Origin of the sequence: Pseudomonas cucumis (genome assembly GCF_030687935.1) — a bacterium.
Taxonomy (GTDB): domain Bacteria; phylum Pseudomonadota; class Gammaproteobacteria; order Pseudomonadales; family Pseudomonadaceae; genus Aquipseudomonas; species Aquipseudomonas cucumis.
The window spans coordinates 3535074-3551189 of record NZ_CP117454.1 but is presented as its reverse complement, the minus strand read 5'-3'; the positions used below and the strand labels follow the sequence as shown (position 1 = coordinate 3551189).

General features: G+C 59.8%; 11 protein-coding genes. 6 read left to right on the top strand and 5 right to left on the bottom strand.

Annotated elements, in window-relative coordinates:
- Positions 1-2: 2 nt before the first annotated feature.
- A complete protein-coding gene (locus tag PSH97_RS16005; protein WP_305449814.1) occupies positions 3-5057 on the top strand; it encodes a trifunctional serine/threonine-protein kinase/ATP-binding protein/sensor histidine kinase in 5055 nt (1684 codons plus the stop codon).
- A gap of 58 nt (positions 5058-5115) precedes the next feature.
- Here the strand turns inward: PSH97_RS16005 and PSH97_RS16000 are convergent, their stop codons facing one another.
- On the bottom strand, positions 5116-5616 hold the full coding sequence (locus tag PSH97_RS16000; RefSeq protein ID WP_322791086.1) for an AraC family transcriptional regulator: 501 nt from the start codon (positions 5614-5616) through the stop codon (positions 5116-5118).
- 462 nt (positions 5617-6078) lie between these two features.
- On the opposite strand from PSH97_RS16000, the gene nspC reads away from it, so the two are divergent.
- A complete protein-coding gene (nspC, locus tag PSH97_RS15995) occupies positions 6079-7176 on the top strand; it encodes a carboxynorspermidine decarboxylase (RefSeq protein ID WP_305445772.1) in 1098 nt (365 codons plus the stop codon).
- A gap of 26 nt (positions 7177-7202) precedes the next feature.
- On the top strand, positions 7203-8438 hold the full coding sequence (locus PSH97_RS15990; RefSeq protein WP_038983024.1) for a saccharopine dehydrogenase family protein: 1236 nt from the start codon (positions 7203-7205) through the stop codon (positions 8436-8438).
- A 117-nt stretch (positions 8439-8555) separates the two neighbouring features.
- Here the strand turns inward: PSH97_RS15990 and PSH97_RS15985 are convergent, their stop codons facing one another.
- Entirely contained in the window at positions 8556-9233 is a 678-nt protein-coding gene (locus PSH97_RS15985; RefSeq protein ID WP_305445771.1) for a class I SAM-dependent methyltransferase, read from the bottom strand.
- A 376-nt stretch (positions 9234-9609) separates the two neighbouring features.
- Here PSH97_RS15985 and gabP point away from each other — a divergent pair, with 376 nt between their 5' ends.
- Positions 9610-11016, top strand: coding sequence for a GABA permease (gene gabP / locus PSH97_RS15980; protein WP_305445770.1), 1407 nt, complete (start codon positions 9610-9612; stop codon positions 11014-11016).
- A 113-nt stretch (positions 11017-11129) separates the two neighbouring features.
- Positions 11130-12221, top strand: a complete 1092-nt coding sequence (gbdR, locus tag PSH97_RS15975; protein ID WP_305445769.1) for a choline metabolism transcriptional regulator GbdR — start codon at positions 11130-11132, stop codon at positions 12219-12221.
- Positions 12222-12246: 25 nt separating this feature from the next.
- Here the strand turns inward: gbdR and PSH97_RS15970 are convergent, their stop codons facing one another.
- The 3 genes from PSH97_RS15970 to PSH97_RS15960 are packed head-to-tail and all read right to left on the bottom strand — an operon-like array spanning position 12247 to position 14909.
- Positions 12247-12873 carry a TetR/AcrR family transcriptional regulator gene (locus PSH97_RS15970; RefSeq protein ID WP_305445768.1) on the bottom strand — a complete coding sequence of 209 codons (627 nt, stop codon included), beginning with the start codon at positions 12871-12873 and terminating at the stop codon, positions 12247-12249.
- Positions 12860-13711 (bottom strand): 3-hydroxybutyryl-CoA dehydrogenase, encoded by an 852-nt coding sequence (locus PSH97_RS15965; protein ID WP_305445767.1) that lies wholly within the window; start codon positions 13709-13711, stop codon positions 12860-12862. Before PSH97_RS15965 ends, PSH97_RS15970 begins: the two co-directional genes overlap by 14 nt.
- A gap of 13 nt (positions 13712-13724) precedes the next feature.
- Entirely contained in the window at positions 13725-14909 is a 1185-nt protein-coding gene (locus PSH97_RS15960) for an acetyl-CoA C-acyltransferase family protein (protein ID WP_305445766.1), read from the bottom strand.
- 131 nt (positions 14910-15040) lie between these two features.
- On the opposite strand from PSH97_RS15960, the gene PSH97_RS15955 reads away from it, so the two are divergent.
- Positions 15041-16057: an AraC family transcriptional regulator gene (locus PSH97_RS15955; protein WP_305445765.1), complete on the top strand. Its 1017-nt coding sequence runs from the start codon at positions 15041-15043 to the stop codon at positions 16055-16057.
- Positions 16058-16116 lie beyond the last annotated feature (59 nt).

Below are 16116 nucleotides of genomic sequence, written 5' to 3'. Positions count from 1 at the left end.
CCATGCTGCGCCGGGAAAACGACTTGACCTGGTTTACGCTTCAGGACCGGTCATCGGGCACATACTGGCTCGCCGCCCGGGCACCGATTCAGCTGCCTGCCACGTGCCAACGGCTGGAGCGCGATTTTCATCTGCGCCTGGATCCGGCTTGGGCGATTGCCCCTGTTGCGTTCATCCGCTCGGCTGAGGGACCTTTGTTGATCTATCCCGCGTCGGGGACGCCGTTGACTGATTTGCTCGGTGACACGGGGCTACCACTGACGCGCTTGCTGTCCATCGCCGTAACGGCGGCCAACGCGCTGGCCAGTGCTCAGAAGACGGGCGTGCGACATGCCAGTCTGCTACCCCACCACTTGGTGGTGGACGCCGCCGACTCGGTCAGACTCCTGGGTTTTCACAGCCATGCCGGGGAGGTGTCCGCTGCTGAACTGCCCGGCATGGAACAATGGCCTTATCTGGCCCCCGAACAGGTACGGCGTGATGCCGCCAGTTTTGATGCGCGAAGCGATATCTATGCGCTGACCGTGATCCTTTACCAAGCGCTGACCGGTCGACTGCCACTCAGCGCCCGCGACCCGTCGCAATGGCTGCATGTACATGCCGCCGTGCAACCGCAATCACCGGCAATCCATGTCGCCGATCTGCCGGAAGGCATCTGCCAAGTTCTGCTCAAAGGCTTGGCGAAGGAACCGGATGCCCGCTATCAGAGCGCAGAATCGATGGCCGCGGATCTGGCCTGGTGCCAACAGCAGTGGCTGAAATATGAGCGCATCGATGGGTTTCGGCTGGGCACCTTCGATGCGCTGCCTTCTGTGGCCCGCAGTGATGTTCTGTTCGGCCGAGAGGCTGAACGCACGCAGTTGATCGAGCAGATAAGTCAGGTGCGCGGCAATGGCATCGCCCGGGTCTTGCTGGTCGGTGGCGCACCGGGTGCCGGCAAGTCGACGTTGATTCATCAAGGTATCCGGCCCCTGGCGCCCGGCTACTGGGCCAGCGGCAAGAGTAATCTGCTGCAGCAGGAAATTCCCTACGCGCCATTGGCGCAGATCTTCAAGTCGCTGATGACGCAATTGCTGGGCAAACCGACTCTGGAACTGGAGACGCTGGGCGAGCAACTGATCGAACGCCTCAAGGGGCGGGGCAAGCTCCTGGTGGAGCTGGCGCCCGAGGCCGAGCTGGTCATCGGTGTCACGCCTGAACTGCCGAACATGCCTGCCCGGCATGCGCTTGATCGCGCCAACCAGACGCTACTCGATGTATTGGAAGTCTTCGCTCAGCCAGGACGACCCCTGGTGCTATTCGTAGATGACGTGCAGTGGGCCGACGATTCGACCCTGTCGTTCTTGCAGGCCTTCATTGCCCGGCCGCCCCGGCATCTGGTGCTGATTCTGGCGTACCGCGAGGCCGAATCGCAGTTCCTCCAGCGTGAGGGTGGGTTGCTGCAGGTGCTGGGCCATGGGCAATCGTTACCCGGTGCAAGCGTCATGCTGGGTCCATTGTCGGTGCCTGCTGTCGCGGAACTGATCGCTGCTGAACTGGACACTGACCTCAAGGCTATTGAGACACTCGCGCCAGTTGTGCACTACAAAACGGCCGGCAACCCTCTTTTCGTCAGCCAGGTGTTGCGCGCGTTGATCGATGAACGTCTGGTGCGCTTCGACGTGCACGGTCGCCGCTGGGTCTGGGACCAGAAGGAGGTGGACGGTTATCGCTATGCCGACAACGTCGCGGACTTGATGGTGCAGCGACTCGAGCGGCTGGCGCCGATGGAACGCGAAGTACTGCGCACGGCCGGCTACGTTGGCGGGCGCTGTGATGAGTCGCTGCTGCACCGGCTGTTGCCGTGTGATCCGCAACAGATAAACCTTGATGTGCAGAGCCTGGTCGATACCGGTTTTCTGTTGCGCGAGCGCGAGCAACTGGTGTTTCCCCACGACCGTGTACTTGAGGCAGCCTGTCAGCTTGCTGCGCCAGCGGGACGCGCCGCCGAGCACGCCCGTATCGCCGCCGCCATGCTTGATCAGTGGGGCGCGCAGATCCATGAGCGTGTATTTGAAGTCGCCAGCCAGGTTCAGCGCATTGACACCGATGAACTGGAGGCGCATCGCCGTGCCGCGTTCGTTGAGCTGTTGGTCGAAGCCGCCGAGCGCGCCAGGGACACCGCCGCTGTCGAGCAGGCCGTGGGCTATCTGCGCACGGCCGAGCGTCTGCTCGGGCAGACGGGTTGGTCGAGCCTTTACACTCAGGCGTTCGCCACCCAATGGCTGGCTGCCGAATGCGACATGTTGCTGGCCGATCTGGCAGGCGCCCAACACCGCCTCGACGACTGCCTGAATCACGCCACCACAGCGCTCGACCGCGCAAAAACCTATCGGTTACGGGCCACCTTGCGCACGTTGCACTCCGATTACGAGGGCGCGATAACCGAGGCGCTTACCGGGTTGGCCCTGCTGGATATTCCCCTGCAGCGCAAGCCCTCGCACGAACAGCTGAGCCTCGCGTTTGCCCAAGTACGCGCACTCGTGGGCGCGCGTCGCATCGCCGATTTGGTGCATTTGCCCAAGGCTGATGACCCGCCTGTCGAAGTGGCCATGGAGTTGCTCAGCACGTTGATTTCCTCGTTCTTCGTCAACGACGACATTCGTTTTCTGCATTTGGCGAAAATGGTCGAACTTACGTTGATGCATGGCACCACGCCGAGCAGCGGTTACGGCTTTGCCTGGTTTGGCGTGATGATTGCCGAACGCTATGGCGAGTATGTGGACGGGCAAGCCTTCGCCGAAGTGGCCCTTGAGCTCACCGACAAACACGGCTATGAAGCCGGGCGCACAGGCACGCTGGTGGCGCTCGATCAAGTCAGCCCGTGGACCCGACCGATGGCGTACGCCCGACAGAAGGCGTTCGCAGCATTCGAGTGCGGTCAGGCCGGCGGTGACCTGGGTATGTCCTGTTATGCCTGCAACCACATCGGCTCCGATCTGTTGTTCATGGGCGAACCCTTACAAGGAGTGTTGGACGAGCTGGAGCATGGCCTGGCCTGGGTGCGTCAGTTTCACTACATCGACATCGAACGCATCCTGCTGGCACAACAGGCGTACGCCAGCGATCTGCGCGATGGGCGTCAGCACCGGCCGCTGACCGAACTGGACGGCATCGAACATGACCGTTTCGGCCCCATCGACCGCACCAGCGTGTCACAGCCGACGCTGTTCTGGACGTGGCTGTATTCAGGCATGTCTGCGTTTCATTTCGGCGATATCCCTTACGCATTGCGGCGTTTCGAAGAGGCCGCCGCGCTGGCCTGGTCCATTCCGGCGCACATCAATCTCGCCGATTACTATCTGTTCTACAGCCTGGCGCTGGGTAGTGCGCAGGCACCGGGGGATGTTGCCGAAAAACTGGAACAACTCGAGCGGCAACGTCTGCGGTTTCTGCCATGGGTCGAGCTCAACCCGACAACCTTCCGCAACAAATTGCTGCTGATCGAGGGTGTCATCGCCCGTTTGCGCGGTCAGGAACTTGTAGCCATCCGCTGCTTCGATCAGTCGCAAATCGCTGCGGCGGCGGCCGGTTTCATCCACGAGCAGGCGCTCGCACATGAACAGCTGGCCGATATCTGCTTGCCCAACGGGCTGGTGTCGGGTGCCAATCACCACCTGCGCGTCGCGCGCGACTGCTACAACCTGTGGGGCGCCGACGGCAAGGTGCGTCAGCTGGAGACCTTGCACCCGTTTCTCAGCGCGGAATCGTCGTTGGAGCCGGCCCGGCTTGTGACGCAGGTCCGGCTCGATCTAGAAGTGGGAATCGAGGCGGCACGAGCACTTTCGCAGGAGGTACTGCTCGAACGACTGGTCGAAACCCTGATGACTCATCTGATGATTCAGGCGGGTGCCGATCATGGCGCTCTGATGATCGTCAACGACGTCGAGCTGCAGCTCGCGGCGACCGCTGCTGTCGAAGCCGGCAACGTGCGGGTCGCGCTGGACACCGGGCAGTCGCTCGAACAGATGGCGCCGGCCTCGGTACTCAACACCACCATGCGCACGCGTAACACCCTGATGCTCGACGATGCCCGCGCCAATTGTCCAGAGGCTTACAGCGCCGATCTGCAACAGCGCCAGACGCGCTCCATGTTGTGCCTGCCGTTACTCAGACAAGGCTCGTTGATCGGCCTGGTCTATCTCGAAAACAGCCTGGTGCCCAACCTGTTCAGCGCCGAGCGTCTGACCATGCTGGAAATTCTTGCCTCCCAGGCCGCGGTGTCACTGCAAACCGCCAAGCTGTATGCCCAGCTGGTCGAAGACACCCGACTGCGCGCGCAAATGGAAGCGGACTTGCGCAGTTCGCGGGCAGAACTGGCGCGCAGCTCGCACCTTAAAGTCATGGGCGAGCTGTCTGCTTCGATAGCCCATGAAATCAGTCAGCCGCTGCTGGGCATCTTGTCCAACGCCGCGGCGAGTCTGCGCTGGCTCAAGCGTGATCAGCCCGATCTGGAAGAGGCTATTCAGGGGCTCGAAGACATTCGCTCAGACAGCGCCCGTGCCGCCGACATTGTTCAGGCGCTTCGCACGCTCGCCAAACAAGCGCCGTTGCAACGGCTCCCGGTGCAGATCGACGAGTTGATCGGTGAGGTCGTGCGCCTGACCGCCACTGACCTGGCGAACCGCAACGTGCAACTGCAAACCCGACTTGATGCGCAATGCCTAGTGTGGGTCGATGCGGTGCAGATCCAGCAAGTGGTGTTCAACCTGATCACCAATGCGCTGGAGGCCATCGCCGGGGCCGGGTTGCCAGAAGGACGCATCATCATCGGCTCAGCGTTCAAGGACGATCATATTCAAGTCTGCTTCCAGGACAACGGGCCGGGCATTGGGCCACAACAGCGAGAGCAAATCTTCGATGCGTTCTACACCACCAAAGGCAGCGGCATGGGAATGGGGCTGGCTATCTGCAAGTCGGTGATTGGCGCGCACGGCGGGACGCTGATTGTCCAGGACAGCGAGCAGGGCGCCCGGATCTGTTTCAACCTGCCGGTCGCGGCAGCCAGCGCCGGATAAAAAAAAGGCCGCGTGAGCGGCCAAAGGGGAGGAGTTCGTTCTGTCGACCTTGATCAGTTCACGCACGCAGCTCCTGCGAGCGAGGCTGTCGAAGGCCGTCGGCCACGCTATCGGGAATTCTCCTGTCGGAGATGTCCTGATCAATCATTGGCGTGTTGGGAAGTGGGCTTGTGACCACGTGATCAAAGGTCCGCCGCCAGGCCTTGGGTGTCATCCCTTCCAGCCGGCTAAAGGTGTGGGTGAAATGCGAGTGGTCCGCGAAACCGCATTCATAGACGACGTCGGTGATCGCCATCGAGGTGATCAGCAGGCTTTTGGCTTTTTCGATTTTCATCCTCACCAGCCAGCCTTGCGGTGAGTGGCCGGTACCCTTTTTGAACGCCCGGGAAAAATGGCTGCGCGACAGGTTGCAGTGTTCGGCAATCTCGCTGATGCGAACGCAACTGCCCATATCACGCAGCATCAGTTCCTTGGCGCGGCGCTCTTGCCAACTGGACAGGGCGCCTAGCGGTCGCGCAAGTTCACATGGATGGTCTGAATTCACCGATTGCGGGTTCATGAAGGCTCTCCTGATCGTTCAGGAAAGTCTGTCCGCCAACGACATTTAAAGTCCTTAAGCAAACCTTAAGAGTTATGAAACGCATGGATCAACCTTCTCGCGGTGACGTTTCATCCAGCGCAATGACGTCCAGCATCACGCCCGTGCGCGCCACCACCCGGACCTTATCCATGTTTGAGCGCTAAAGGAGTTGGACGGATCTTTTCGTCATTCACGCCTGGAAGTTCACGACCGCATCAAAATGCTCGTCATCGTAAAGACCTGGCAGCACCGTGGCGCGGCGCCCCGCTATACATCATTCTAAGCAGAACGGAATGACGGCCATTCAAGCTGCCGGTGACGTTGGCTTCTGGATCCAATTAAGGACGGCTCAGCGAACTGCGCTCTCTGCTCTTTCGATATGTAGCCAGTGAAGGCACAATGCGCATCCTTTTTTTGGCTGGCCTTGCCGGAGGCCTCGAAATGATCAAGACGCCGTACTACCTCATCGACAAACAAAAGCTGCTGGCGAACATGCAGAAGATCGCCTATGTGCGCGAACAGTCCGGGGCGAAGGCCCTGCTGGCACTCAAGTGCTTCGCCACCTGGTCGGTGTTCGATCTGATGCAGCAATACATGGACGGCACTACATCGTCGTCACTCTACGAGCTCAAGCTTGGTCGACAGAAGTTCGCGGGCGAGACCCACGCCTACAGCGTGGCCTGGGCCGACGACGAGATTGAGGAGATGCTCGACAACTGCGACAAGATCATCTTCAACTCCATCGGCCAGTTGCAGCGCTACACCGAGGCTTCAGCAGACAAGGTACGCGGTCTGCGGGTCAATCCACAGGTGAGCAGCTCGGATTATTTGCTGGCCGATCCGGCGCGGCCGTTCAGCCGTCTGGGCGAGTGGGATCCGGTGAAGATCGAGCAGGTTATCGAGCAGATCTCGGGCTTCATGTTCCACAACAACTGCGAGAACGCCGACTTCGGCCTGTTCGACCAGATGCTGTGCACCATCGAAGAGCGCTTCGGCCATTTGCTGCACAAGGTCGAGTGGGTCAGCCTGGGCGGCGGCATTCACTTCACCGGTGAAGGCTATGCGATCGACGAGTTCTGCGCGCGGCTCAAGGCCTTCTCGCAGAAATACGGCGTGCAGGTCTACCTGGAGCCGGGCGAAGCCGCTATCACTCAGAGTGCGTCGCTGGAAGTCACCGTGCTCGACACCCTCTACAACGGCAAGCACCTGGCCGTAGTGGACAGCTCCATCGAGGCGCACATGCTCGATCTGCTGATCTATCGCCTGAATGCCAAGCTGGCGCCTAGCGAGGGCGAACACACCTACATGGTGTGCGGCAAATCCTGCCTGGCCGGCGACATTTTCGGTGAATATCAATTTGATCGTCCCTTGGCCATTGGCGATCGGCTGTCGTTCATCGACGCCGCGGGTTACACCATGGTCAAGAAGAACTGGTTCAACGGCCTGAAAATGCCGTCCATCGTAGTGAAACAACTCGACGGTAGTGTCGAGGTGGTTCGTGAGTTTGGTTACAACGACTACATGTCCAGCCTTTCGTAAGCTGGCAGAGAGGAGAGAGAGAAAAATTGAAGAAGAACGTACTTATCATTGGTGCAGGAGGTGTCGCCAAGGTGGTGGCCCACAAGTGCGCGCAGCACAACGACGAACTCGGTCGTATTGCTATCGCGTCGCGCAACATCTCCAAATGCCAGGCCATCATCGACAGCGTCAAGGCCAAGGGCAGCCTCAAAGAGCCCGCTGACATCAAAGCCTTCTCGCTGAACGCTATGGATGTCGAGGCGACCAAGGCGCTGATCCGCGAAACCGGATCGCAGATCGTCATCAACGTCGGTTCTGCCTTCCTCAACATGTCGGTGCTGCGTGCCTGCATCGATACCGGCGTGGCCTACCTGGACACCGCCATTCACGAAGAACCGGGCAAAATCTGCGAGACGCCGCCCTGGTACGGCAACTACGAGTGGAAGCACCTCGAGGAGTGCAAAGAGAAGAACATCACCGCCATCCTCGGTGTGGGCTTCGACCCGGGTGTGGTCAACGCCTATGCAGCGTTGGCACAGCAACAGTATTTCGACCGTATTGATTCGATCGACATTCTCGACGTCAATGCCGGCTCCCATGGCAAGTATTTCGCCACCAATTTCGATCCGGAAATCAACTTCCGCGAATTCACCGGACAAGTGTGGAGCTGGCAGAACAGTCAGTGGACCAGCAACACAATGTTCGAAGTCAAACGCACCGACGACCTGCCGGTCGTAGGCGCCCAGAACCTGTACCTGACCGGCCACGATGAAGTGCACTCCCTGTCGAAGAACCTCGGCGTGCCCAACGTGCGCTTCTGGATGAGCTTTGGCGAGCATTACATCAATGTGTTCACCGTACTCAAGAACCTCGGCCTGCTCTCCGAGCAACCGGTCAAAACCGCTGAAGGCTTGGAAGTCGTGCCGCTGAAAGTGGTCAAGGCGGTGCTCCCTGATCCGAGCTCGCTGGCACCCGGCTACACCGGCAAGACCTGCATCGGCGACCTGGTCAAAGGCACCAAGGATGGCCAGCCGCGCGAAGTGTTCATCTACAACGTCGCCGACCACGAAGAAGCCTTTGCGGAAACCGACAGCCAGGGCATTTCCTATACCGCTGGCGTGCCACCGGTGGCGGCAGCCCTGCTGGTCGCCCGTGGCGAATGGGATGTGCAGCGCATGGCCAACGTCGAGGAGCTGCCGGCCGAGCCGTTCCTCAAGGCGCTGGATGTGATGGGCCTGCCGACCCGCATCAAGGACGAGAATGGAGACCGTCCCTGGAACTGAGGCGCGCAAAATACAGGTGAATCTCGTATTCCGCGCTAAACGCAAAAACGCCGCTCTTTGAGCGGCGTTTTTGTTTGTGTGTCATTTGTTGGGCTTGATTGTTCCTTTTGCCCGGGGTTAGTCGCCACCCCGTTGCTCAGCCACCAACAGCAACGACTGCGGCACAGGACTTTGCGGGTGCTGCGGCTCCTGCAGGCCAGCCAGCCGAAAACCGGCCATGTCCAGCGCATTGAGCCAACTGGACAACGTTCGGAAGTACCACGGCATGGGTTGCCACTGCCCCTTGAACCCAGTGAAGGTCTCCTCCCGCCAACCATCCTGATAGTCGCCCGCCGCCACAGTCCACGGATGCAGCGTCTGGATCACCAGCGCGCCGCCAGGGGCGAGCAGGGCGTTCATGGCGGCGAGCAGGGGGATGATGTCCTGGTGCAACAGGGCGAAATTGGCGCAGATCAGGTCGTAGTTGCTGCCGATGTCCACCTTCGCCTCCACCAACGCTTCATAGCTCGCCAAATGCACCTGCGAAGAGCCCGCCGCCCGTGCCGCCTCGACCAGCGTCGCATCGCCATCCACACCGACCGCGTTGATGGCCCGTTCGGCCAGCGCCCGCAACAGCCAGCCCTCGCCGCAGCCCAGGTCGAGCACACGCTCGGGTTGGCGGCAAAGTACCGCCAGCAGGATTGCCTGGTCGGTGACCTTGAGGCGGCTTTCGATGGTGCCGGTGCGGATGGCCTCGATCCAGGATTGGGCGTTGTGGTGCCAGCTCTGGAGGAGGGTGGATTCGGGGGCGGGCATTTCGGTGTCCGGAGTTGTTGGGTGGATGAAAGGATAGGACAAGTGCTGTTGGCGCGCGAATGGAGTGCCGGGCGTGAGTGACGTCGGCGCGCAGCCGCAGGTTTGCGCTAGTTATCAGACAATATTTCACCCGATGCGATACGCACAACGCGTGTCGAAATCAGACTCGTAAGTGGCGCACTCGAGCTACTGGCTTTCAAGACAAGACGCGTAAGGTGGCGCGTCACTTCATGGCCGTGTGCAGCCGTGATGCCTGATTTAGAACACAGGAGCGTTTGAGGTGCGCCGCGTTCGGACGCGGCAACAGGGAGAAATGATGATCGCCTGACCCTCAGTCAGTACGCCTTAACGTCGATCACCAGAGAACAAAAAAACAATGAATAGCCTGAACTCCAAAGATTCGAACGGTCAGTTGGCGCAGGGTTTCAAGCCGCGTCACGTCACAATGCTTTCTATCGCGGGGATTATCGGTGCCGGTTTGTTTGTCGGCTCCGGACATGCCATCGCTGCCGCGGGGCCGGCGGTATTACTGGCTTATCTGTTTTCCGGCCTGTTGGTCGTTCTGGTCATGCGCATGCTGGGCGAAATGGCGGTTGCCAACCCGGACACCGGATCTTTCTCGACCTACGCCGACCAGGCAATCGGGCGTTGGGCAGGCTTCACCATCGGCTGGCTCTACTGGTGGTTCTGGGTGCTGGTGATACCGATCGAGGCGCTCGCGGCCGGGCATGTATTGAACCAATGGTTCCCACAGATCGATGCCTGGCTGTTTGCCTTGCTGTCGATCATTCTGTTGGTCGTGACTAACCTGTTCAGCGTGTCCAAATACGGGGAATTCGAATTCTGGTTCGCGATGGCCAAGGTCGTGGCGATCATCGGATTTATCGGCCTTGGTTTTGCGGTGTTGCTGGGGTGGATTCCGGAGCGCGAAGCCAGCGGCTTGAGTCGGCTCATGGAGGAACATGGCGGTTTTGCGCCCAACGGCCTGTCAGCGGTTGTAGGGGCATTCATCACCATCATGTTCAGCTTCATCGGTACAGAAGCGGTGACCATTGCAGCGGCCGAATCCAGTAACCCTGCGCAGAACATCGCCAAAGCCACACGCTCGGTGATCTGGCGGATCGGGGTGTTCTACCTGCTGTCCATTTTCGTGGTCATTTCCGTGGTGCCCTGGAATGATCCGTTGCTGGCGTCGGTGGGTTCTTACCAGCGAGCGCTGGAACTGATGAACATTCCCCACGCCAAACTCATGGTAGATGTGGTGGTGTTGATTGCCGTGGCCAGTTGCATGAACTCGTCGATCTATATCGCCTCGCGCATGTTGTTTTCGCTGGGCAAGCGCGGTGATGCACCGAAGCCGCTGAAGGTGACATCGTCAGCGGGCGTGCCGAGGGCTGCGGTGATCGCCAGCACCGTACTAGGTGCCGGTGTGACCTTGTTCAGCTACTTCATGCCCGCCGGTTTATTCCAGTTTCTGCTCGCCAGCTCCGGCGCCATTGCCTTGTTGGTGTACCTGGTCATCGCGGTATCGCAACTGCGCATGCGCAGGATTCTGCGTCGGCAGAACGTCACGCTGACCTTCAAAATGTGGTTGTTCCCCTGGCTCACCTGGTTGGTCATCGCCTTCATCTGTGCAGCGTTGGCGGTGATGATGGTGACGCCCGAGCACCGTATGGAAGTTTCTTCGACCATCGGCCTGGCGCTGGTGATTTCCTTTATCGGCCTTGTGACCGCGCGTCAGCATGGGCAGCCGCAGAGTGCGGTGTCGGCGGAAAGTGCATAGCAGCCATATCAGCGTAAACCTGCGTGCGATCGTATCGGTGCGCCAGCAGTGGCGGGGCGGTTAACACCGCCAGCGCCACGGGCCATTACCGCTCACTGCGAGAAAAAACTTCGATGGCATACGACACCTCCAAGGCCGTTCCTCCCCAAACCATTGGTTTTCTGCTACTGGACCAATTCACTCTGATCTCTTTGGCATCTGCCATAGAGCCTCTGCGAATGGCCAATCAGTTGACCGGTCAGGAGCTGTACCGTTGGCACACCTTCAGCTTGGGGGGCGAGCGGGTGTGGGCAAGCGATGGCATGCCGATCACTCCGGATTCGTCGATCAATAACGCACCGATACTTGATACCGTGATCGTCTGCGGTGGCATTGGCATTCAAAGCGCGGTGACCCGTGAACACATTACCTGGTTGCGAGCCCAGGCGCGGCGCGCGAAGCGGGTAGGGGGCGTGTGCACAGGGAGTTGGGCCTTGGCTCAGGCAGGCTTGCTTGATGGCTTCGATTGCAGCGTGCACTGGGAATTTCTGGCGGCCATGCAGGAAGCTTTTCCGCGAGTGAACCTCAGCTCCAGTCTATTCACCCTTGACCGAGACCGCTTCACCAGCTCGGGTGGAACCGCGCCAATGGACATGATGCTGCACCTGATCAGTCGCGATCATGGTCATGAACTGTCAGCGGCCATCTCCGACATGTTTGTCTACGAGCGAATCCGCAACGAGCAGGATCACCAACGAGTGCCCCTTAAACACATGCTCGGTACCCACCAACCGAAGTTGCAGGAAATCGTCGCCTTGATGGAGGCCAATCTGGAAGAGCCGATCGACCTCGACGAACTGGCGAGTTATGTCGGCTTGTCCCGTCGCCAGCTGGAGCGGTTATTCCAGAAATACCTGCATTCCTCTCCCTCACGCTATTACCTCAAACTGCGCCTGGTCCGCGCGCGTCAGTTACTCAAGCAAACGTCGATTTCGATTGTAGAGTTGTCGGTGGTGTGTGGGTTTGTGTCCACCCCCCATTTCTCAAAGTGCTATCGCGAGTGTTTCGGCATCCCACCCAGCGACGAGCGCTTGGCGGCGCAAGCGCAACCGCAAGTGACATCAAGACCGGTTGTACAGGCATTGCCATTGGCAAGGCCGATGAGTTTGCTGGATCAGGCACGTGATGAGTCAACGTTCGCCAGTATCAAAATTCTGAAATCCTGACCTACGCCGATACGATCGCTGCCAGTCAGTTAAGGGAGCATCGGGCGAGGCTTATCGCCTCCTGTGTGCGTTTTGGCGCCAGCAACCGCTCGATGGCGCCACTCACCATGTTTTCCATCAGATTATCGCGCTCTCGCTCATCCAGCGAATAGTGCGTCAGCCAACTGGGCGCGCTGTTGAGCAAGGCGGCAATGGCATGACCGACGGCCAACAGGCCCTGTTCGCTGAATCGGGGTCGGACGCCGAGCATCAGCAGCAACTTGCGTTCGTACTGCTCGCGCAGTTGCCGAACCCGGTCCTGCTGCTCTTCATTCAGGCAGCCGTTGTCGCGCTCCACCAGACGAAAATGCCAGGGCATTTCCTGATGCAGATTCAGGTGCGCGCGGATCAACTGGTTGAGTCTGTCGCGTTTTGCCGGGGCCGCGTGTTCGATGCGCCCCAAGGTGGCCAGCAGCTCTTCGTAGAACTCCTCGATCAGATCGAGCAGCATGTGCTGCTTGCTGGGGTAATGGTGATACAGCGAGCCCGGGGCGAGCCCCAGGCAGGTCGCGAGCTCACGCATGCCGACCTGACCGAAACCCTTGCTGGCAAAGAGCTCCAGCACCTTGTCCCGGTATTCGGCGAAGCGCGAGCAACGCTCAGGCGTAGGCATGGAAGCCACGCCCTGTTTTGCGGCCCAGGTAACCGGCGGCGACCATTTCCTTGAGCAGCGGAGCGGGGCGGTATTTGCTGTCGTTGAAGCCGTCGTAGAAGGCTTCAAGGATGGCCAGCACGGTGTCCAGGCCGATCAGGTCGGCCAACGCCAACGGGCCGATCGGCTGATTGCAGCCCAGGCGCATGCCGGCGTCGATGTCTTCGGCGCTGGCCAGGCCTTCCTGAAACACCAGGATCGCTTCATTGATCATCGGCACCAGAATCCGGTTGACCACGAAACCCGGACGGTTGCCCGCGGTGATTGCGGTCTTGCCGAGTGTGGTCGCCATGTCCAACGCAAAGGCGTGGGTGGCATCGCTGGTTTGCAGGCCGCGAATCACTTCGATCAGGCCCATCACCGGCACCGGATTGAAAAAGTGCAGGCCGATGAAGCGCTCAGGCTGGCTGACGCTGGCGGCGAGTTGAGTAATGGACAGTGACGACGTGTTGGAGGCAATCACGCATTCAGCGCTGACCTGCGCGGCGATTTGTTGCAGCACGCGCAATTTCAGGTCGAGGTTTTCGGTAGCGGCTTCGATCACCATTTGCACGTTTTGCAGGCTGTTGTAATCGGTACTGGTGCAAATCCTGTCGAGGGCTGCGAGTTTTTGCTCATGGGTCAGCGTGTTTTTGGCGACCTGCCGATCGAGGTTTTTATCGATGGTCGCGATTGCCTTTTGCAAGGCGTTCTCGGAAATGTCGATCAAAGTCACGTGGAGGCCGGCCAAGGCGCAGACTTGCGCGATGCCATTGCCCATGGTGCCGGCGCCGATGACGCCAATGTTCTGAAGATTCATGCGCATGTCCTTATCAAACCCGCTCGAACAACACGGCGATGCCTTGGCCGCCGCCGATGCACATGGTCGCCAGGGCATAACGGCCCTGGCAGCGATGCAGTTCGTGAATGGCCTTGGTGGCGATGATCGCGCCAGTGGCGCCCACCGGATGGCCCAGCGAGATGCCCGAACCGTTGGGGTTGACCTTCTGCGGATCGAAGCCCAGTTCTTGCGCGACGGCACAGGCCTGGGCGGCGAAGGCTTCGTTAGACTCGATCACATCAAGGTCGGCAACGGTCAGGCCGGCGCGCTTGAGCACCAGGCGGGTGGCGGGAATCGGTCCCAGCCCCATCATTGAAGGTTCAACGCCTGCGTGGGCATAACCCACCAGTCGGGCCATGGGCTTGAGGCCTTGTTCCTGAACGGTTTTGCCCGTGGTCATGATCAGTGCGCCGGCACCATCATTGAGGCCCGATGCGTTGCCAGCGGTGACGCTACCGTCCTTTTTGAAGGCGGGTTTCATGCGGCTCAATTGCTCGGCATTGACCTCGGCCCGTACATGCTCATCCGTCGCAAACGACACCGTCCCTTTGCGGGTCGCTACTTCGATCGGCACGATCTGCCCGGCAAAACGCCCTTCGGCAATCGCCCGGGCAGCACGCTGCTGGCTGAGAAGCGCCAGTTCATCCTGGGTCTGACGCGTGATGCCATAGTGCTCAGCGATATTCTCAGCGGTGATACCCATGTGGAAACCGGCAAACGGGTCTTGCAGCGCCCCCAGCATGTAGTCGACGGCCTGCATGTCGCCCATTCGTGCGCCCCAGCGTGCCTGCGGCAACAAGTACGCGCCTCGGCTCATGGACTCGACGCCACCGGCCAGCGCAGCGCCCGCGTCCCCCAGCATCAAACTTTGCGCGGCACTGACAATCGCCTGCAAACCCGAACCGCAGAGGCGGTTGACGTTGAAAGCGGGGGTCTCTTTCGTCAGGCCGGCGTTCATCGCGACGACCCGGGAGATGTAGGCGTCGCGTGCCTCGGTCGGGATCACATGTCCCATCACCGCATGGCCGATATGCTCGGGCGCCAGGCCTGATCGTTCGATAGCGGCGCGGCAAACGTCGGTTGCCAACTGAATAGGCGGCACATCCTTGAGTGAACCGCCAAAGCTGCCAATGGCCGAACGGACGGCGCTCACTACAAAAATATCGGAATGGTTCATGTTGGCTCTCTGAATAGGTCTTTTTTGTTGGGCACGAGTCTAGAATCAGCAGCGCCACTGGCCTATGCCAAAACTGTTCAAGGGTGATGGCGTTTTTTGCCATATTCAGATGTGACGAGAGAGGCATTCAAATGCGGGAAACGGATTCGGTGGCGGTTTACTTCATGTACCCCATGATCCATGCGTTGCGTGAGGAACCGCAGCGTTTGCGGTCAGTACTTGAACAGGTGGGAATTGATCCGGCACTGCTGGATCAGCCGACGGCACGGGTGCCGGCCACCGCTTTCGCCGCGTTATGGCTGGTGCAGATTCGTGAGTTGAACGACGAATTTTTCCAGTTGGACTCCCATGGTATGCCACCGGGCAGTTTTGCCTTGATCTGTCGGGCATTGATTCAGGAGCCGACGCTGGAAAAAGCCATGCGTCAGTGCCTGGCCAATTTCGCCCTGTTCCTGCGTGATTTTCGCGGCACGTTGAGTGTGCGTGGCAAGCGTGCGGTCATCAGCTTGCAGACCTGCTCGCAGAACAGCGAGGTCAGCCGGTTGGGCGAAGAAACGTTTCTGGTGTTGATGATCAGTCTGCTGTGCTGGCTGGGCGGGCGGCGCATTCCTATCGATCGTGCGGACTTTCGTCATCAGCGTTTGTCGCTGCGTGATGATGCCTTGCTCTGGGGCCCCAACCTGACCTTTGGCACCGAACGCACCGAAATCGAGTTCGCCAGTCACTATCTGCGGCTGCCGGTGGTTCAAGACCTTGCCTCGCTGAAAGTATTTTTGCGCACTGCACCGCAATGGCTGGTGATCCGTTTCCGCAACCAGCATGGGTTGGCGTCGCAGGTTCATCAGCGCTTGCGCCACAGCCATTACAGCGAATGGCCGACCTTGCAGGCCTTCGCCCTGGAGCAGCACCTGAGCCCCAGTACCTTTCGCCGCAAACTGGGGCGTGAAGGCTGTTCGTATCAGGAAATCAAGGATGAAGTGCGGCGCGGAGTGGCGTTTGAACGGTTGCGGCAGAGCAAGGCGAGCATCAGCGATATTGCCGAACAGTTGGGGTTTCAGGAGCCGAGTGCGTTTCACCGGGCGTTCAAGAAGTGGACAGGGGAGAGCCCGGGGCGGTATCGGGCGCGGTTTGAGGAGGGTTCTGAATGAGCCCGCTGATAGGAATCGCATAGCCATTTCTCCCAGGTCCATAAGCGCTATGGCGCGAG